7 protein-coding genes are annotated in these 20632 nt (G+C 74.8%); all 7 read left to right on the forward strand.

What is annotated here, in order from left to right:
- Window positions 1-348: 348 nt before the first annotated feature.
- The 7 genes from AQJ64_RS39900 (at window position 349) to AQJ64_RS39930 (ending at window position 20625) form a co-directional block, all read left to right on the forward strand.
- Window positions 349-3585: a type I polyketide synthase gene (locus tag AQJ64_RS39900; RefSeq protein ID WP_079062213.1), complete on the forward strand. Its 3237-nt coding sequence runs from the start codon at window positions 349-351 to the stop codon at window positions 3583-3585.
- On the forward strand, window positions 3582-10298 hold the full coding sequence (locus tag AQJ64_RS39905) for a condensation domain-containing protein (protein WP_055632872.1): 6717 nt from the start codon (window positions 3582-3584) through the stop codon (window positions 10296-10298). Before AQJ64_RS39900 ends, AQJ64_RS39905 begins: the two co-directional genes overlap by 4 nt.
- 164 nt (window positions 10299-10462) lie before the next feature.
- Window positions 10463-10738: a phosphopantetheine-binding protein gene (locus AQJ64_RS39910; RefSeq protein ID WP_055632873.1), complete on the forward strand. Its 276-nt coding sequence runs from the start codon at window positions 10463-10465 to the stop codon at window positions 10736-10738.
- Entirely contained in the window at window positions 10735-10938 is a 204-nt protein-coding gene (locus AQJ64_RS39915) for a hypothetical protein (protein WP_055632874.1), read from the forward strand. Before AQJ64_RS39910 ends, AQJ64_RS39915 begins: the two co-directional genes overlap by 4 nt.
- An 86-nt stretch (window positions 10939-11024) precedes the next feature.
- Window positions 11025-12698, forward strand: coding sequence for a hypothetical protein (locus AQJ64_RS39920; RefSeq protein ID WP_055632875.1), 1674 nt, complete (start codon window positions 11025-11027; stop codon window positions 12696-12698).
- On the forward strand, window positions 12695-17881 hold the full coding sequence (locus AQJ64_RS39925; protein ID WP_055632876.1) for a non-ribosomal peptide synthetase: 5187 nt from the start codon (window positions 12695-12697) through the stop codon (window positions 17879-17881). Before AQJ64_RS39920 ends, AQJ64_RS39925 begins: the two co-directional genes overlap by 4 nt.
- Window positions 17878-20625 (forward strand): non-ribosomal peptide synthetase, encoded by a 2748-nt coding sequence (locus tag AQJ64_RS39930; RefSeq protein WP_055632877.1) that lies wholly within the window; start codon window positions 17878-17880, stop codon window positions 20623-20625. Before AQJ64_RS39925 ends, AQJ64_RS39930 begins: the two co-directional genes overlap by 4 nt.
- The last annotated feature ends 7 nt before the right edge of the window (window positions 20626-20632 follow it).

A 20632-nucleotide genomic window follows, 5' to 3' on the forward strand; every position in this document is an offset into this window, starting at 1 on the left:
CCGCGTCGTACCGGGGCTCCCGCGCCGCACATCCCTCCCGCGAAGGTCGGTATCGCCTGAGCTCGCTGCCTCGTAGCGCACCATCGTCCCCGTCCCTCATGGATTGGTTTCCGGCTCGGCACAGGAAGCTATCGGAGGGACGTGATATCGCCGCCATTCGCGTGCCATGCGTTCAGCATGCAGAGCCCCTCCCGACTGATTTACGGAAATGCCCCGATTTCTTGAGCGGATTGGCCCTCCAGTTCTAGAAATGCGCGGTGAATGCAGCTCATGGCGGACGCATGGCGCGCGAATGGCGGCAATATCAAGGGGCTCCGATAGCTTCCTCGGCGAGCCAGAAACCAATCCATGAGGGAGGGGCCGGCGGTGCGCTACGAGGCATCAAGCTCAAGCAATGCTGACCTTCACGGGAACAGCGGAGCTGACAACTCCGGCGACCTCGACATCGCGGTGATCGGCATGGCGGGCTCCTTTCCCGGGGCGCCCGATCTCGACCGGTTCTGGGCGATCGTCCGTGCCGGGCAGCGGACCGTGCGGACGGTGCCGGCGCCCGAGTCCGGCGCCCGCGCCGACGCCCCCGACGCCGTGCGCGCCGGGGGCGTACTCGACGGGGCCGAACTGTTCGACGCGGCGTTCTTCGGCTACAGCCCCCGCGAGGCCGAGCTGCTCGACCCCCAGCAGCGGGTCTTCCTGGAGTGCGCATGGACCGCCCTGGAGGGGGCCGGCTACGGCTCGGCGGTCGGGCGGCCGGTCACCGGTGTCTACGCCGGGGCCAGCCTGAGCACCTATCTGATCCGCCATCTGCTGCCCAACCCGGGCCTGGCCGGCCTGCGCGAGGAGCAGCTGCTCGGCAACATCACCGACACCCTGGCCACGCGCGCCGCCTACCACCTGGACCTCTCGGGCCCGGCGGTGTCGGTGCAGAGCGCCTGCTCGACCTCCCTGGTCGCGATCCACCTCGCGTGTCAGGCACTGCTCGCGGGCGACTGCGAGGTCGCGGTGGCGGGGGGCGCCTCGGTGCGCCTGCCGCAGCTGTCCGTCCACGACGGCCGGGGGAACGGCATCCTCTCGCCGGACGGCGGCTGCCTGCCCTTCGACGCCCGGAGCGCGGGCACCGTCAGCGGCAACGGTGTCGGTGCCGTGGTGCTCAAGCCGCTGGCCGCCGCGCTCGCCGACGGCGACCGGGTCCACGCCGTGGTCAAGGCCACCGCGGTCAACAACGACGGCCGCCGCAAGGTCGGCTTCACCGCGCCCAGCGTCCAGGGCCAGTCCGCCGTGCTGCGCACCGCCCGCGACCTCGCCGGGGTCGACCCGGCCGACATCGGCTATCTGGAGGCGCACGGCACCGCCACGCCGCTGGGCGACCCGATCGAGTTCGCGGCGCTCGCCGAGGCCTTCGCCGGGCGCGACCCCGCACGCGACGGGCGCTGCGCCCTGGGCTCGGTCAAGGCGCTGATCGGACACCTCGACGCCGCCGCCGGCATCACCGGGTTCCTCAAGGTCGTGCTGGCGCTGAAGAACGCCGTCGTGCCGCCGAGTCCGTACTTCGGTGAGCCGAACCCCGGCATCGACCTGGCCGGCAGTCCGTTCGAGGTGCCCACCGCCGAGCGGGCCTGGGCGCGGCCTCGCGGTGGGCGGCGCCTGGGGGCGGTGAGCAGCTTCGGCATGGGGGGCACCAACGCGCACGTGATCCTCCAGGAGGCGCCCGACCCGGCCCCGGCCGCTCCGCCCTCCCGTCAGCGGCACCTGCTCGTGCTGTCGGCCCGTACTCCGAGCGCGCTGGAGACGGCGCGCGAGCGGCTGCGTGCGCATCTCCTCACGGAACCGGGGCCGGGTTCCGCCGCACTCGCCGACACCGCGGCCACCCTTCAGCTCGGCCGCACCGCCTTCCCGCACCGCATGGCCCTGATCGCCGACTCCGCGGCGGACGCGGCGGCCGCGCTCGCCCCCGGATCGCCGCAGGCCATGGCCGCTCAGGTCGGCACCGGCCGCCGCGACCTCGTGTTCATGTTCTCCGGCCAAGGCGCTCAGCACGTCGGCATGGGGGCCGAGCTGTACCGCACCGAGCCCGTGTACCGCGACGCCTTCGACACCTGCGCCGACCTGCTCCGCCCGACCCTCGGCCGGGACCTGCGCGACCTCGTCCTCGGCGACGTGGCGGCAGAACGGCCACCGGGCGCAGCGAAGGACGCGGCCGTCGCCGAACCGCTGCGCCGCACCGAATGCGCGCAGCCCGCCCTGTTCGCGGTCGAATACGCCCTCGCACGGCTCTGGGAGTCCTGGGGCATCCGGCCCGCGGCGATGATCGGCCACAGCGTCGGCGAGTACGTGGCCGCCTGCCTGGCGGGCACGATGCCCCTCGAGGACGCCCTGCGTCTGGTCGCCCTGCGCGGGCGCCTGATGCAGTCGCTGCCGCCGGGCCGCATGCTGTCGGTCGCGCTGCCGGTCGAGGAGGCCGAGCGGTTCGCCGGGGGAGACGTGGCCGTCGCCGCGTCCAACGCCCCGTCGCTCACCGTCCTGTCGGGGCCGGCCGAGGCGCTCGACGCCATCGAGCGGACGCTGGCCGCCCAGGGGGTCGCCGTCCGGCCGCTGCACACCTCGCACGCCTTCCACTCCCCGGCGATGGAACCCATCCTCGAGGACTTCCGCGCCCTGGTGGCCGCCGTCCCGCTCGCCGCCCCGGCTCTGCCGTTCGTCTCCAATCTGTCCGGGACCTGGATCACCGCCGAGGAGGCCACCTCGCCGGACTACTGGGTACGGCACCTGCGCGGGCGGGTCCGCTTCCACGAGGGCCTCGCTACCCTCGCCGAGACCGGACCGCTGGCGCTGATCGAGGTCGGCCCCGGCACCGCCCTGGCCACCCTGGCCCGGCAGAACCCCGAGATGTCCGGGAACCTCGTGATCGGCAGCCTGCCCGCGCCCGGCCGGCCGGTCCCCGCCGACCGGAGCGTGACCGAGGCCCTGGCCCGGCTGTGGCTCGCCGGGACGGAGCCGGACTGGACCGGCTACTGGCGCCACGACCCGCGCGGGCGTGCGGAGCTGCCGACCTACCCCTTCGAACGCGGACGCTATTGGATCGACCCTCCGGCCGACGAGGCGCTCATCGGTCTGATCCCCGCCGAGGGCGGACCTCCGGCCGACTCCCCGCCGCTCGCCGAAGCCGACCCGGCCGCTGCCGGACGGGGCGCCGCGGCGAACGAGGACGCAACGAACGGGACCGCGCACGACGCCGGGGCGCTGGCCGCGTACCCCCGGCGGCTGGCGACCGCCTACGTCGCGCCCCGCGACGAGCGGGAGGAGGCCGTCGCGGCCGTCTGGAGCGACCTGCTCGGCATCGCCGAGATCGGCGTCCACGACGACTTCTTCGAGCTCGGCGGCCACTCCCTGCTGGCCACCCGCGTCGTGGCCCGGCTGCTCGACGTGCTCGGCGTCGAACTCCCCCTCAGTGCCCTGATGGAGGCGTCGACCGTGGCCGCGCTGTGCGAGTACGCCGACGACGAGCTCATGCGTGCCTACCTCGGCAGCCAGTCCGCGTCCGCCGCCACCGATCCGCTGCCCGAACCCCGGAAAGAGGGCGTCCGATGACCGAGACCATCCGCGAACCCGCCCGCGAGATGTCGGCCGACCAGCGCGCCGAGATCCTCGCCCGCCTGCGCGCCGAGAAGCGCGACGCCGCCGCCGCCGGTCGACCGCGCCCCCGCGCCGCGGACCTGGACCTGATCCCGCTCAGCCCGGCCCAGGAGCGCCTCTACTTCCAGGACCTGCTCGATCCGGGCAACCCGGCCCTCAACATCACCGTCTCGATCCGGGTCCGCGGCGCCCTGGACCACGGCGCCGTGGAACGCGCGCTGGCCGTGGTCGTGGAGCGCCATGAAGCGCTGCGCACCGCGTTCCTGGCCGGCCCCGAGGGGCCCCGCCAGCGTGTCGTCCCCGCCGGACCGGTCGCCGTCCCCGTCGGCACCGCCGACGCCGATGCCGAGGGCGCGCCCGGCGACCGGCAGGGCCCGCCGGATCTCGACGCGGCCCTGCTCCGGCACGCGCGCACCCGACTCGACCTGGTCACCGGACGCCTCCTGGACGCCGCGCTGTTCCCCGTCGGGAACGACGAGCACCTGCTCCAGATCGTCGTCCACCACATCGCCTTCGACGGCTGGTCCACCTCCGTCCTCGTGGAGGAACTCGTCGAGGCCTACCGCGCCGACACCGCGGGCCGCCGGCCCAAGCTCGACGCACTGCCGATCCAGTACCCGGACTTCTCGCTGTGGGCGCGCGAGCGCGCGGCGGGGGACCGCTACGAGCGCCGCCTCGCCGCGGTCCGCGACCGCCTCAGCGGCGCCCCGTTCGTCCTGGACCTGCCCGCCGACAAGCCCCGGCCGCCGCTCCAGACCCACCACGGCGCCCTGACCCCCCTCGTCCTGGACTACGAGACCAGCGCCCGCCTGGCCGCCCTGGCCCGCGCCGAGGGCACCACGCCGTTCGTCGCCCTGCTCAGTGTCCTGACGATCCTGCTCCGCCGGGCCTCGGACGACGCCGAAGTGGTCATCGGGTCCCCGGTCGCCGGACGCACCCGTCCCGAACTGGAGCCGATGATCGGCTGCTTCGCCGACATCCTCGTCCTGCGCATGGCCCCGGCGGCCTCGGCCACCTTCCGCGACCTGCTGCGCGCGGCGCACGAGGAGGCCGGCCGGGCCTACGGGGACCAGGAGGTCCCGTACGCCAAGGTCGTCGAAGCCCTGGCACCGCCGCGCGACCCGTCCCGTAACCCCCTGTTCCAGGTCATGTTCGGCTTCCACGAGGTCCTCCCGGCCCGCTTCGACGACGCGGTCCCGGAGTTCACCGTGGAGACCCGCGACAACGGCGTCACCGACTTCGACCTGTTCCTGAACATGGACCGTCGCGAGGACGGCTGCTTCCAGGGCGAACTGCGCTACAACACCGACCTGTTCACCGCGGAGGCCATCGCCGACCTCACCGGGCGCTTCGCCGACGTGGCGCGCGCCGTCGCCGCCGCTCCCGACACGCCGTGGAACCGCCTCGCTCCGGCCCGCGCCGGGCTGGTCGCGCTGGCCGCCTCGTTCCCGGTCGAGCCGGTGCTGCCGGAGGTGCGCGCCTGGGCCAGGCACGCGGGGCTCGGACTGGGCTTCGAGGTGCCGTCCGAACCCGGCCCGGTGACCGCTCAACTGCGCGCGCTGACCGGCGTGTTCGGCAGGAACCCCGGCGCCGCCCACGTGGTGCTGCTGCGCTGGGAGGATCTGGCCAGGGCCGGCGCCGTACCGGACCGGCGCGACCCCGAGGCGGTCGGCGCGGCCCTGGACCGCGGCCTCGTAGAGTTCTGCGACGCGCTGTCCGCCTATCGCGCCTGGTCCGACGACCCGCTGACGATCGTGCTCTGCCCGCCCTCGGCGGCCTGGGCCCGCTGGCACGGCACCGAGGTCTTCGACGGTCCGGCCCGCCGTCTCGGCGAGGCCTGCCGCCGCTGGTCCGACGTCCGGATCCGCACCGCCCGGGCCACGGCGCCGAAGAACGCCGAGAGCAACGGGAGCGACGGGAGCGACGGCTTCGACGAGGACCAGGACGACGCCGACTTCCTCGACGGGCTGGACGTCGTGCCGTACGCCGGTGCCGACTTCCACGCCCTGCTCGGTGCCTCGGTCGTGCGCACCCTGCTGCCGCTGACCGTCCGCGACGAGGACGGGCACCCGGCCGAACTCCTCCCCGTCTGGCCGTCGCGGCTGGCCCCCGGGGCCGCCGGACCCGTCGGCGGTGCGGCCGCGGCCGACAACGCCGACCACGGACCGGCCGCGGAGAACGGAGCGCCGGGCGCGGCCGGATTCCGCGAGCCGGTCACCGACACCGAGCGCCGCCTGGCCGCGATGTGGCAGCAGGCGCTCAAGGTCGACCGGGTCGGCCTGGACGACAGCTTCTTCGCCCTCGGCGGCCACTCCTTCCTCGCCGTCGAACTGCTGACCCGCATCAAGGCCGAGTTCGGCCGCTCGGTGGAGCCGTTCGAGCTCTTCCGCGGCCCGACCCTCGGCCACCTCGCCCACCTCGTCGACGCCGCGGCACCCGGCGTGCGCGAGGACGGCCCGGTGCCCGTGCCACGCGACCGGACGCTCGCACCGTCCTCCACCCAGCGCCGGCTGTGGACCCTGGCGAAGGTGCACGGCGCCGGCCTCCTGCACAACAGCGCCTTCCCGCTGCGCATCGACGGCGACCTCGACGAGGCCGCACTGCGCACGGCTGTCGCGGCCCTGCTCGACCGCCACGAATCGCTGCGTACGACGATCGTCGAGGACCGCGACGGCGTACCGGTGCTGCACATCGTGCCCGACGCGGCGCGCTGGGGGAGCGAGGTCTTCCCCGCGACGACGACCGTCCCCGAAGGACCGGACCGGCCGGACGAGATCGAGCGCCTGATGCGCGCCGCCGCCGAGGAGACCTTCGAGCTCGACCGCGGCCCGCTGGCCCGGTTCCGGCTGTTCGCCGCCGGGCCGCGCACCCACTACCTGTCGATGGCCATGCACCACGCGGTCACCGACAACCGCTCCTGGGCCGTCATCGTGCGCGACCTCGCCGAGCTCTACCGCGCGGCCCGCTCGGGACGAGCCCCGGAACTGCCGGAGCTGCCGGTGCAGTTCGCCGACTACGCCCACTGGCAGCACGACTGGCTCCTCGGCCCCGGCGGGCGCGAACACGAGACGCGCTGGCGGGAGATCATGCGGGACGTCCCGGCGCTCTCCTCGCTGCCGACCGACTTCCCCCGCGCCGGGGAGATCGGTTCGGACAGCGCCTCGGTCACCCGGCGCGTCGACACCGAGCTGGCCGCGCGGCTGCGCGCCGCCGGACGCCGGATGGACGTACCGCTGTTCAGCGTCGTGCTCACCGCGTACCACCTGCTGGCCGCCCGGGCCGGCGGACGCGACGAGTTCGTCGTCGGCACGCTCAACGGCAACCGCGAGCACACCGGACTGTCCGATGTCGTCGGCGACTTCGCCGACCTGGTGCCGATCCGGCTGACCGGGGCCGGCGACCTGACCGTCGCCGACCGGGTCGCGGCCACCCACCAGGCGATCCTGGACGCCCGCGCCGTCCAGCGGCTGCCGTTCGAGAACATCGTCTCGGCGGTCCGCGCCACCCGCGTCCCCGGCCGCCAGCCGCTGTTCCAGACGCTGTTCAACTTCGTCGACGGCGACGACGGCCTGCCCGACCTCGACGGCCTGACCCTGGCGCCGCTGAACTGGCTCCGCGCCGGATCGGAGTTCGAGCTCCTGTTCAGCCTCGACGCCGAGGGCGACGAGTTCCTGATCACCCTGGACTACCAGACCGGGCTGTACGCACCCGCCGGGGCCGAGGCGCTGCTGGAGGCCTTCGCCGCCATGCTGGAGGCGGTGGCCGGCGACGCCGAGGCCCGCAGCGGCGACCTCGCCTTCCCCGAGGACTGCCGGATCCCGGCGATCGCGCCCGGCACCGCACCCGACACCGGGGCCGACCACGCCGCGACCGTCCCCACCACCGCCGTGGCGGCCAGCTTCACCGCAGAGGCGGCCGGACCGGCGCTCGGCTTCTGGTTCGACCTGTTCGGCCGGCCGGCCAAGGTCGCCTTCGCCCCCTACGCGCAGGTCGTCCAACAGCTGCTCGACCCGGACGCCGCCTTCGGTACCGCCGGGGCACGCGTCAACACCGTGCTGTTCCGCTGGGAGGACTGGGTCCGCCACCTCGGACACGACCCGCGAGCCCTCGCCGGCGCCGCCGACGGTCCGGCCCGCCTCGACGCCGTCGTACGGGACCTCGAAACCGCCCTCGGCGACCTGCACGCCGCCCTGCTCAGCCACCGCACCTGGAGCCGGACGCCGCTGCTGCTCGCCGTCTGCCCGGCCTCGCCCGGCTGGTCCGCGGAACCGTGGGCCACCCTGGAACGCGGGCTGACCGCGCGTCTGACGCGGCTGGCCGCCTCCCTGCCCGCCGTACGGGTTCTCGACGTCGGGCCGGTCGCCGACCGGTACCCGGTGGACCGGCGCGACGACGAACACGCCGACCGCCTCGCGCACATGCCCTACACGCCGGAGTTCACCACGGTGCTGGCCACGGTGCTGGCCCGCGCCGTCCTGAGCACCGCACCGCGGCGCACCGTCCTCCTGGACCCCGGCCGTCTCCTCGGGCTCGGCGGCGGAGCGGGGGCCGACGGCGGCGAAACCGCCGCGCTCGTCGCCCGCGCGCTGCGACGGGCGACGGTCCAGGGCCGCTCGCTGGTGTTCGCCGGTGCCGATCCCGCCGTACGACGGGACCTCGCCGCCCGTCCCGACCTGCTGCCCGACCCGGACGCCGCCTCGTGGCTCGCCGGGCCTTCCGCCGGGGACCTCGAAGCCGGATTCGCGCAGGCGGTCGCCGCCGGCACCCTCGACCCGGCCGACTGCATCGTGCTGGACCCGGACCCCGCACTCTGCGGGCGGCTGGGCACCCGCTTCCCGGGCGTGCTCGCGGTCGCGCCACCGCGGGACGCGGACGGCGCGCGCCACGTACTGGACCACCTGTGGGCGCTCGACCAGCCGCTCTTCGACGGGGAGCACGACGCCGCCCTCAGGACCGCGCCGGACGTCGGCGCGGCCGCCGGCTCGCGCATCCTGACCGACCTGTCGGACGCGGCCGGCATCCAGGCGGCCGTGGACCGGGCCCGCTGGCGCGTGTACCGGGGCGAATACGTCGAGCCGCGCACCGAGCGCGAACGGCGACTGGCCGAGATCCTGGCCCGGCTGCTCGGCATCGATCGCGTCGGACTCTCCGACAGCTTCATGGCCCTCGGCGGCGACTCGATGACCGCGATCCAGGTCGTCTCCCAGGCCGCCCGGCACGGCATCAGCCTCTCGCCGCGTGCCGTCCTGGAGGCACCGTCGGTCGCCGACCTGGCCGAGGCCGACGCGGCGCCGGTCGTCGTCGCCGACCAGGGCCCGGTCGTCGGACCGGTGGCCCTGTCCCCGGCCCAGCGGTGGTTCTTCGCCAACCCGCTCGGAACCGGCGGCGACCCCAACTACTACAACCACCCCTACTACCTCACGGTGCGGGCGGACGTCACCGCGGATCACCTGGAGAGCGCGCTGCGCGTCCTCGTGGACCACCACGACGCACTGCGGCTGCGCTTCGCCCGCGGCGAGGACGGCGAGTGGCACCAGTGGTCCGAACCCACCGGCGTCCAGGTGCCGTTCGAACGCGTCGATCTGACCGGGACACCGGCCGAGGACCGCGCCGCGCGGGCCGAGGCCCTGGCCGTCGGGCTGCAGAGCGGCCTCGACCTGGCGGCCGGGCCGACGCTGCGCGCGCTGCACCTGCACACCGACGGCGAGCCGGACCGGCTGCTGATCATCTGCCACCACCTGATCGTGGACGGCATGTCCCGCGGCATCCTCCTGGAGGACCTGACCACCCTCACCGAACAGGCCGTCACGGGGGCACCGCTGCGGCTGGCGCCGAAGACCACGTCGTTCCGCGACTGGACCGACCGGGTCGACGCGTACGCGGCCGACGACGAACTCCTCGCCGAGGTGCCGTTCTGGCTGGAGCAGATCGCCCCCACCCCGGAAGGCGCCCGCGCACCGGTCGTGCCGGTCGACCACGAGGGCGGCTCCCGGGAGATGGCCTACATGGAGACCGCCGAGGTGCGGGTCAGCGCCGAGGAGACGGCCGCGGTGCAGCGGCGCGTCGTCGGCTGGCGCGCCAGCCTGTCCGACGCGGTCTTCGCCGCCTCGGCCTCGGTCCTGGCCGAATGGACCGGCAGCGACTCCTGCCGCTTCGCGGTGGCCGGGCACGGGCGGCCCCACCGATTCCCGGACCTCGACCTGGTCCGGACGGTGGGCTGGTTCCAGATCTACTTCCCGATCGGCATCGACGTCGCCGGCGCCGAGGGCGGGTCGCTGGTGCGCTCGCTGCACCGTCAGCTCGCCGTCGTCCCCGACTCCGGCTTCGGCTACGCGGTGCTGGCCGGCCAGCATGCCGATCCCGCACTGCGCGCCAGCCTGACGGGCGGCGAGCAACCGCTGTTCAGCTTCAACTACATGGGCGAGTCCGGGTTCGAGCAGACCTCCGCGCACACGTCCCTGTTCGGGCACTGCCCCGACTCCTACGGCCCCTGCCAGGACGGTGCGTGCACCTGGCCCTACCTGTTCGACCTGATGCCGGCCATCGTCGACGGCGCGCTGGTCCTCCAGATCTACTACCGGCGCAGCATCCATGACGCCGCGACCGTCACGGCCCTCGCCGAGCGCATCGCCGACCGGTTCCGCGCCCTGGCCGCGGCCGAGGACTGACACCCGCTCGTCCCGCGACCGCGCCCGTGTCCCTTCGTTCATCACCTCCGCGTCCTGTGAAAGGTGGATCCGACCATGTCCTCCCGGCCCACGTGCCCCGGCACCTCGTTCCCGGCCCTCGCGGCTCCTGCCCCGGCACCGCGCCCCCGGCAGGCGGTCCGCTGATGGCCACCGCCGAGCAGACGGCCGCCGTGCCGCCGACCGACCAGCTGTCCGGCCTGATCGCCGAGGTCCTGGGGGTGCCGGGGGCCGAACTGACCGAGGACTCCGGGCCCGGCGTCCTCGAGGCCTGGACGAGCCTGAAGCACGTCGAGGTCGTGGTCGTGCTGGAGGAGCACTACGGAGTGGCCCTCAGCAGCCGGGAGATCAAGGGCATCACCAGCATCGCCGGTCTGCGCGGACTCCTGGCGGCCAAGGGGGTCGCGGGGGTGGCCCCGTGACCGTCGCCGACCTCGCGCCGCCGACCGTGCCGGTCCCGGCCCGCCGGCCCGCCGGGACCGGACCCGGCGGCCCCGGCGCGCCGCTGGTGATCCGGCACGTCGAGCGGACCGGGGCGAGCCCGTCCGCGGACGGTACGGCGGTCCCGGGGCACCACGACCGTCTCGCGGCCTCCCGCGCCCACCGCTCCCTCAACCCTTGACGCGGTCCGTTCCCCCGCCGAGGTCAAGCAGGCCCTGGAGACCGCCGACATCCTCGCCGGCCCCAGGCGCCGACGGAAGGACGATCATGCCACTGCCCCTCACCGACGTCCCGGTCGACCTGCGCGCGCTGCGGGCCGCCCACCAGGAGACCGAGCGCACGGGACCGCCCGACGGACCGCGCATCGGGATCATGGCCAGCTACACGGCCGACTCGGTCGTGCCCTATCTCGCCACGGCGCTCGGCGGGGCGTACGGCCGCCCGGACGTCCACGTCGCGCCCTACAACCAGATCGTCCAGGAGTGCCTCGACCCGGACAGCGGCTCCGCCCGGGCCGACCTGGACGTGGTGGTCGTCGCGCAGCGCCTGGAGGAACTGGAGGACGGCGCCTGGACCGCCGGGCTGCTGGCCGTCGCCGACGCCGCCCGCGAGGCCGCGGCCCGGTGGGGCGCCACCCTGGTCGCGGTGCTTCCCGGTCTGCCGGCGGCCGATCCGCTGGGTGTCGCGGACGACTGCTGGTCCGACGGCCGCACCGCCGCGGCCGCGGCCGCCCGGGAGGCGATGCGGACCGCGCTGGCCGACCGGCCCAACGTCCACCTGGTCGATCTCGAAGCGGTGCTCCGCTCGCTCGGTGCCGCGAAGGCGCACCATCCGGCGCTGTACCAGTTCGCGAAGGTCCCCTATCGCGAGGAGGTCTTCCACCACCTCGGGGCGCGCATCGCCCACGTCCTGCGGTTGCGGACCGGCGACACCCGCCACGCCGCGGCGCTGGACCTGCGCGGTCTGGCCGACGCCGACGACGTCGACGGGTTCGGCGGAGTCCTGCGCTGGTTGTCCGCCGCCGGAGTGCCGTCGTACGTACTCGGCGGCCGAGACGCGGTCCCGGCGTGGCGTGACCTCATCACGAGCGACCCGAGCGTCCCGGCACGGCTGTCCGACTGGTCCTTCGACGACCGTGACCTCGACACCCAGGTGCGCGACCTGGCCGCCGCGGCCGGTCTGACCGCGCGGGACGTCGCCCTGCTCCAGCGCCGGGAGGACCATCTGCTCGTCACGGTGCGGACCGCCCACGGCGGCCCCGCCGAGTCAGTGGACCTCGGTGCGGACGCCGCGGCCTGGCCCTCGCGCCTGGCCGCCGCCGGGGTCTTCGACCGACTGCCGGTGCCCGGCGCGCCGGGCCGAGCGGCCGCCCGGGGCGGCCCCCTCGACGGCGACGGAGTCCCGGAGCCCGCCGCCGGTCTGTCGCTGGCCTCCTTCGTCGCCGGGCTGGGTGTCCAGGCCGACTTCCGGGCGGCCCGGGACGGCGACCTCCCCAAGATCAACGACATGCTCGTGGCCTCCAAGGAGTTCACCCTCGGCGTGCCGGTCCCGCCCGTGACGGCGGGCGCGGTGCGGGCCGGCGGCGACCGGGTCCTGCTGCTCGGCAGCGTCCGGGACCGCCTCGGCGACCTCGGCCCCAGCGTCGTCCTGTCGCTGGCCAGACAGGGCTCGGACTGTGTCGTCGAGGCCTTCGTCATCTCCTGCCCGGCCATGGGCAAGGGCGTCGAGACCCGGGCGATGCGCGAGATCGCCGCACACGCGCGGGCCATGGGCGCCGACCGGATCGTCACCGCCTACCGCGACACCGGCCGCAACCGCGCGGCCATCGACTTCCTCCGATCGCCCACGGCGGGCGGCACAGCCGAGACGCCCGACGGCGCCGTCCTGGAACTCCTCGTGCGCGCCGAGACCACCGACACGGGAGCCGTGATCACCTCATGACCGAGATACCCACTCGGGCGGGCGCCCGCGCCCGCCGGTTCTCCGCCCAGAACCTCCGGCGCGTCCACCACGAGGCCGGGCTCGATCCCCTCGAGACCGCACCGACCGCCGCGGCGCGGGCCGACCGGCCGGACGGCGCGCAGGAGGACGTCTGGCTGTTCGACCTGACCACACCCGAGGCGCTGGTCCATCAGATCGCCCTGGTCGTCGACCTGACCGGGCCGCTCGACCGGGAAACCGCGACGAACGCCGTCCGTGTGCTCGGCCGCCGCCACGAGGCGCTGCGCGCACGGTTCCCGGCCGACGGCTCCGGCACACCGGTCATGGTGGTCGAGCCCGAGTTCACCGGGGTGCTCGACTACGTCGATCTGACCGTCCCCGCCACCGACAGCGGCGCCGGCGCGACAGACGCCGTAGGCGATGCCGACACCGGGGCGCCGTCGTCGGACTCCGCGCCCGGGCCCGGGGTCGAACGGCGCTGGACCGCGCTCGCCGACCGCGAGACCCACCGGCCCTTCGACCTGGAGAACGGCCCGCTGGCCCGCTTCACCCTGGCCCGGGTGGCCGGACGGCGGCACCGGCTCCTGGCCGTCGTGCACCACATCGTCGCCGACGGCCGGACGCTCCAGTTGCTCCACGGCGACCTGGTGGCGGCTCTGCGCGGCGACGACCTGCCGACTCCGCCGCCGGCCCTGGCCGCGGCGGCCTCCCGCCTCCGTGCCGCCGCCGACAAGCCCGACCTGGCACAGCGACTGGACCGCCGCGCCGCCGAACTGGCCGACCTGCCGGCCGACACCGACCGCTGGCCCTCCTTCGGACGTCCGGCCACGGGCGATCCCTACGCCGCCGCGGTCCTCCCGGTCGATGTCCCGGCTCCGCTGGCCGAGGCCGTCCACGCGATCGCGGCGGCGGAGCGCGCCACGCCGTTCATGGTCTGGCTCACCGCGCTGTCCGTCCTGGTCCAGCACATGTCGGGCCAAGGGGAGGCGGTCCTCGGCACCGTCGTCGGCCGCCGCGACGCCGCCTCGCGCGACACCGCCGGGTTCCTCGCCAACCAGGCCCCACTGCGCGTCCGCCTGCCGGCCGACACGACCTGGCGCGAGGCCCTGCGCGTGGCCCGCGAGGCGACCCTGTCCGCCTTCGACGACGCCGACATCCCGTTCCGCCGCCTTGTCGAACGCCTCGCCCCGGCCCGTCGCCCCGACGCACACCCGCTGTTCCAGGTGCTGCTCGGCGGCCGCCAGCCGCTGGACCCCCCGGCCGCCGTCGGCCCCCTGACAATCGAGGCGAGCGAACACCTCTCCCACCGCTCCCTGTACGAGGTGGAACTCCAACTCGCCGACCTGCCCACGGGAATGCCGGGATACCTGCGCTACCGGACGGCGGTGCTGGACTCCTCGACGGCCGCCGCCGTCGTGGCCGGTTTCGTCCGCCTCCTGGAAACCCTGACGTCCTCGCCCGACAGCCCGATAGCCGCGACGCCGTGGCCCGCCGAGCTCAGTCCTCCCGCCAGGGCCGACCACGGGCCCGCCGGGCCGGCCGCCGGCCGGGGCATCGAGGCCGGCCGACGCCGGACCGCGCCCCGCCGCCCCGCCGACATGCCTCGCCGTCAGCCGTCCAACCCCACACAACTGCGCGTCGCCGAGGTCTGGCGAACCGTGCTGGAGCAGATGCCGCCCGGCATCGACGACGACTTCTTCGCCGTCGGCGGCCATTCCCTCAGCGCGGTCCGGGTCGCCTCCCTGCTGGCCGCCGAATTCCGCCTGCCCCTCACGGCCCGTGCCCTGTTCGACCATCCGACCGTCGCCGAGGTGTCCGCGTTCCTCGACGGCTGGGCCGCGTCCGACGGCGGGCGCACCGACACGACGGCACCGGCCACGCCCGTCCCGGTGACCGGGCGCACCGAAGCGGGGGCACCGCTCTCCGCGACCCAGCGGCGCATGTGGCTGCTGTCGCAACTGCACCCCGGCAACGCCGTCTACAACCTGCCGTACGCCTTCCGCGTCAGCGGCGACCTCGACGCCACCACCCTCGAAGCGGCGCTCAACGACCTCGTCGCCCGCCACGAAGCCCTGCGCACCGTCGTCGACGTCCACGACGAACAACCGCGACAGCGCGTGTCGCCCACCCTCGCGGTGCGCCTGGCCGTGGAGGAACCCGGTGCCGCCGAGCCCGACGGCACCGCCCCCGCCGACCTCGCGGCCTGGGTCGTCGACCGGATCGACGCCGAGGCCCGAGCGCCCTTCGACCTGTCCGCCGGCCCGCTGATCCGGGCGCGCCTCATCGCACCGGGCACCCCGTCGGCCGCGCTTGTCGTGACCGCGCATCACCTCGCCTGCGACGGCTGGAGCCTGGAACTGCTCTTCGCCGAACTGGCGGAGCTCTACACCGCCCGCACCGAGAACCGCCCCAGCACCGCGCCGGCGCCCGCGATCCAGTTCATGGACTTCGCCGCCTGGCAGTCCGAGCAGCTCACCGGCGCGCACCGCGAGCGGCTCGCCGACTACTGGCGCGGCAAACTCGAAGGCGCCCCCACGCTCCTGGACCTGCCCACCGACCGGACCCGGCCCGCGCAGCGCCGGCCGGACGGGGCGGTGGTCGACTTCGCCTGGCCCGCGGACGTGGAGGAACGGGTCGCCGAGTTCTCCCGGCGGCACGGCGTCACCGCCTATGCGACGCTGCTGGCCGCCTTCGCCTCGGTCGTCCACCGGCACACCGGCCGCGACGACCTCCTCATCGGCACACCCGTCGCCAACCGCGTCCGCCCGGAGTTCGAAAAGACCGTCGGCTGCTTCGTCAACCTGGTACCGCTGCGCCTGCGCGTCGCCGGGGACACTCCCTTCCTCGACCTGGCGCGCGCCGCCCATCTCACCATCAGCGAGGCACAGGAACACCAGGACTTCCCCTTCGAGGACCTCGTCGCGCTGCTGCGCCCGGACCGGGACCCCAGCCACGACCCCGTCGTACAGCTGCTGTTCGTCCTCCAGGACGTCGACACCGGCCTCAGCCTGCCCGGCGCGGACCTCACTCCGCTGCCCGCGCACGGCGGAGGCTCCATCCAGGACCTGACCGTCATCCTCCAGCACGCCGGGGAGCAGGCCGGAGGCGGCTTCCTCGGCACCGCCGAATTCAACACCAGCCTCTACGGCGCGGACACCGTGAGCCGCTTCCTCGGCCACCTCGCCACCCTGCTCCAGGCCGCGCTGTCCGCGCCGGACACGGCGGTCGCCGACCTGGACCTGCTGACCCGCGACGAGCTCGCCCAGCTCGACCGCTGGAACGACACCGGCCTGCCCGCGCCGACGGCCGCGGACGTCCCGGCCCTGTTCGAGCGCTGGGCGGACCGGGCACCGGAGCGGCCCGCCGTCGTCGGCGCCGAGGGCGAGCTGAGCTACGCCGCACTCGAAGCGCGGGCCAACCGGCTCGCCCACCACCTCGCCGAGATCGGAGTCGGACCCGGGACGGCCGTGGGCGTCGCGCTGGACCGCTGCCAGGACCTGCCGGTCGCGTTCCTGGGCGTGCTCAAGGCCGGGGCGGTCTACGTCCCGCTGGACACCGGCTATCCGGCCGAACGTCTGGCCCTCATGATCGACGACACCGAGGTCAAGGCCCTGATCACCCGGGCCGGCCGCGCCGAACCGCCCGGCGCCGACCGCCTGCCGGTGGTCTGCCTGGGCGGCCCCGACGACCCGCTGGACCGGTACCCGGACACCCGGCCGCCCCGGAACGTCGATCCGGGCGCCCCGGCCTACATCGTCTTCACGTCCGGCTCCACCGGCCGGCCCAAGGGCGTCGCGATCCACCACCGCGGTGTGGTCAACTCCGCCCACGCCGAGCGGGCGTTCGTCGACCCGGAGTCGCCGGACACCGTGATCCAGTTCTCCTCGCCGAGCTTCGACGGCTCCGTCCTGGACTTCACCCTCGCCTTCGCCCACGGCGGACGGCTGTGCGTCGTGCCCCGCGACCGCATGCTGCCCGGCCCCGACCTGGCCGAGACCGTCCGCCGCCACCAGGTGACGACGGCGTTCCTGCCGCCGTCCGCGCTCGCCGTGATGCGGCCCGACGACGTGCCCGGACTGCGCACCATCCTGGTCGGCGGCGAGGCGTTCCCGCCGGAGCTGGGCCCGCTGTGGGCGCCGAACCGCCGGCTCTTCAACATCTACGGCCCCACCGAGACCACCATCTGGTGCACGCACACCCTCCTCGACGGCACCGAGCGCCGGCCGACCATCGGCACCTCGGTTCCCGGCACCACCGCGCACGTCCTGGACGAGCGCCTGCGCCCCGTGCCGGTCGGCGTCCCCGGCGAGCTGTGCATCGGCGGCCTCGGCGTGGGGCTGGGCTATGTGCGCCGGCCCGAACTGACGGCCCGCCAGTTCCCGCTGGACCCGTACGCCGCCGAACCCGGCGCACACCTCTACCGCACCGGCGACCTGGTGCGCCGCCTGCCCGACGGCAACCTGGACTACCTGGGCCGCATCGACCGGCAGGTGAAGGTCCGCGGCCACCGCGTCGAACTGCCCGAGATCGAGGCCCGCCTGGAGCGGATCCCCGGCGTCGGGCGCGGTGTCGTCACCGCGCGCCGCGACGGGTCCGGGCCCGGACCGCTCCGCCTGGTCGCCTATGTCTCGCCCGCCGCCCCGCTCGGCGTCGCCGATCTGGACCCCTCCGTGCTGCGGCGCCAACTGGCCCGGACCCTGCCGGAGTTCATGGTGCCCGCGGTGATCGTGCCGCTGGCCGCACTGCCGCTCAACGGCAACGGCAAGATCGACCACGCGAAGCTGCCCGAGCCACCGCGCGACCGGAACACCGGAACGGCCCGCGTCGCTCCGGTGTCACGTCTGGAGCGGGAGATCGCGGCCGTCTGGTGCGACCTCCTCGGCCTCGACGAGGTCGGCACGCACGACAACTTCTTCGAGATCGGCGGCGACTCGCTGCTGCTCGCCCGGGTCAGGACCCGGCTGACGCAGGTGCTGGACCGGGACATCGCCGCGCTCCAGCTCTTCACCCATCCGACCGTGCACGACCTGGCCGCCGCGCTCTCGGACGACGCGCCCCGGGCCACGGCGGCGGCCCCGGCCACGGCGGTCCGGTCGGCCCGGCCCGGTGCGCGCAGTGCCCTGCTGACGCGAGCGCGACGTGCCACCGCCGGCCACGACGACGAGGGGAACATGACCCGATGAACGTCGCCCCGCCGACGATTGCGGCCCCCGGCGCACCGGCGCCGCAGACGTCCGAGGCCGCACGCGCGGCACTGCTCGACCGGCTCCGCGGCGCACCGCCCGCGGGCACCTGGCCCGCCGACCGCGGCGTGCCGCAGCCCCCGCCCGGACCACGGCGTCCGACGCTGGCGTTCGAGATCCCGGCCGACCTCGCCGACGGCCTCGCGGCCGTCGCGCGGGAGCAGGGCGTACCGGGGGTGCTCGCGACGCTGGCCGCCGGGCTGCACGCGCTGCTGTACCGGGTCGCCTCGCCCTGGGAGAACGCCGGCATCGAGGAGATCGTGGTCGGTGCCGGGCGGGACGGTGCGTGGGCACCGCTGCGGCAGTCCCTCGATCCGGACACCGCGTTCTCGGACCTCGCCTCGCGGGCCGCCGCCGAACTGCGGGACGCGGTCGGCGGGGAGTTCGCCCTCGGTGAGCAGTCCGGCATCGCTGCGGAGGACTTCTGCCGGGCCGCCGTCCTGATCGGCGGCGGCGAACTGCCGCTGGATCTCGTGTTCGCCTTCGACACCGAGAACGGGCGCCATGGCGAGCTGGCCTACGACGGCCTGCGTTATGCGCCGGACACGGCCGAGCGCATCGTCGCGGGCTACCTCGAACTGCTGCGCGCGGCGATCAGCGATGTGAAGACGCCGATCGGCCTGCTGCCTCTGGTGCCCTCGCCGGCGCGGAATCCCGCAGCCGAGGCCGACGGGATGTCCGGGGCGAGCGAGTGGGACGTCACCGCCCATGAGCTGTTCGACCGCGCCGCCGCGCGGTACCCCGAGGCCCAGGCGCTGCGCTGGGACGGCGGTGCGATGACCTACGCCGAGCTGAAGGCCGCCGCCGACCGGTGCGCCCGCCGGATCGGTACCGCCCGCGCCGTCGCGCTGTCCGGGCCGCGCTGCCCCGAACTGATCGTCGCACTGCTGGCGATCCTCAAGAGCGGAGCCGGATATGTGCCGCTCGACGCGGCGTACCCCCGCGACCGCCTCGACCACATGCTCAGCGACAGCCGCGCCGAAGTCCTGATCGGCCCGGCCGGAATCGACGGTGCGCTCACCGTTCCCGAGGGCGTCCGCGTCATCGGTCTGCACGACCTGCTCGTGGACGCGCCGAGCCTCCCGGTGGATCCGCGGTCCGCGCCGCGTCCCCCGGCCACCACCGCGGACCTCTGCTACGTGATCTACACCTCCGGCTCGACCGGACTGCCCAAGGGCGTCGGCATGCCCCACCGGCCGCTCGCCTCCCTGCTGGACTGGCAGTTCCGGCACTCGCAGGCCGGCCCCGGCTGGAACACCCTGCAGTTCGCGGCGTTCAGCTTCGACGTCGCCTTCCAGGAGATGTTCGCCACCTGGGGCACCGGCGGCACCCTGGTGCTGATCACCGACGAGATCCGCCGCGATCCGGACCGGCTGGCCGACTGGCTGACCGCACAGCGCGTGCACCGCTTGTTCCTGCCCTTCGTCGCCCTCCAGCAACTCGCCGAGGCGGCAGCGCACTCCGGCCGCTACCCCGCGGCCCTGCGCGAGGTCGTCACGGCGGGGGAGCAGCTGCACGTCAGTCCTGCCGTACGCGAGTTCTTCCGGCGCACCGGCGCCTCGCTGGAGAATCAGTACGGCCCTTCGGAGACCCACGTCGTCACCGCCGAACGCCTGTCCGCCGACCCGGCCGACTGGCCGGAGCTGCCGGCCATCGGCGGCCCGATCGACCGCGCGGTGGTGGAGATCCTCGACGAGCGGCTGCAACCCCTGCCGGACGGGGTACCCGGCGAGATCTGCGTCTCCGGGGTGCCGCTGGCCGACGGGTATCTGGGCCGGCCCGACCTGACCGCCGAGCGCTTCGCGGTCCGCCATCCGGCCGTCGGGCCGACCGGCCCCGTCAGCCCGGGCGACTCCGCCGGTGTCCGGCCCGCGCGGGACGCCGCCGAGCCGATCAGGGTCCGGACCTACCGCACGGGTGACTTCGGAACCCGGCTCCCCGACGGCCGGATCCACTGCCTCGGCCGCCGCGACGGGCAGGTCAAGATCCGTGGCTTCCGGGTCGAGCTCGGTGAGGTCGAGGCGCAGATCCTGGCCCAGGAAGGGCTGGCCGAGGCCGTCGTCGTGGTACGGGAAGGGGCGTCGGACAAACAGATCATCGCCTACTACCTGCTCGCCGAGGGCTGCGATGTCCCGCCGCGGACCCTGCGTGACGATCTGGCGCGGATCCTGCCCGGGCACATGGTGCCCTTCGCCTGTGTCGCCGTCACCGCGCTGCCGCTGACCCCCAGCGGCAAGGTGGACCGGCGCACTCTGGCCGGGCGGCCGCTGCCCGAGGACATCGACGCCGCGTACGAGGCCGTACTCGAGGAGCGCGGCACGGCCGAAGCGGCCGGAGCGGCCGATGCCGTCCCGGCGGTCCCGGACGCGGCCGACGGCGCGACCGCCGACGGCACCGCGTCCGCGTCGCCCTTCGCGGAGCTGCTGGTCGAGATCTGGGCCGACGCCCTGGCCCGCGACGCCATCGGCGTCCATGCCGATCTGTTCGCGCTCGGCGCCGAATCGGCCACCGCGCTGGAGGTCGCCTCGCAGCTGACGGAGATCTTCCGCGTGACCGTCCCGGCGCGCGTGCTGTTCGACCGGCCGACCGCCGCCGGTCAGGCCGCCTGGTTCGCCGCCCGCGACGCCGCGGGCGACGGCCGCCTGGCCGACATCGCACGGCTGCTCCTCGCCTCCGAAGCCTGAGACCGCC

It is taken from the genome of Streptomyces griseoruber (assembly GCF_001514205.1).
Taxonomy (GTDB): Bacteria; Actinomycetota; Actinomycetes; order Streptomycetales; family Streptomycetaceae; genus Streptomyces; species Streptomyces griseoruber.

What these genes read in the sequence shown, in the direction of transcription:
- AQJ64_RS39900 (WP_079062213.1), top strand. Translation starts at nt 349, where the DNA reads ATGAGGGAGGGGCCGGCGGTGCGCTACGAGGCATCAAGCTCAAGCAAT.
- AQJ64_RS39905 (WP_055632872.1), top strand. Translation starts at nt 3,582, where the DNA reads ATGACCGAGACCATCCGCGAACCCGCCCGCGAGATGTCGGCCGACCAG.
- AQJ64_RS39910 (WP_055632873.1), top strand. Translation starts at nt 10,463, where the DNA reads ATGGCCACCGCCGAGCAGACGGCCGCCGTGCCGCCGACCGACCAGCTG.
- AQJ64_RS39920 (WP_055632875.1), top strand. Translation starts at nt 11,025, where the DNA reads ATGCCACTGCCCCTCACCGACGTCCCGGTCGACCTGCGCGCGCTGCGG.
- AQJ64_RS39925 (WP_055632876.1), top strand. Translation starts at nt 12,695, where the DNA reads ATGACCGAGATACCCACTCGGGCGGGCGCCCGCGCCCGCCGGTTCTCC.
- AQJ64_RS39930 (WP_055632877.1), top strand. Translation starts at nt 17,878, where the DNA reads ATGAACGTCGCCCCGCCGACGATTGCGGCCCCCGGCGCACCGGCGCCG.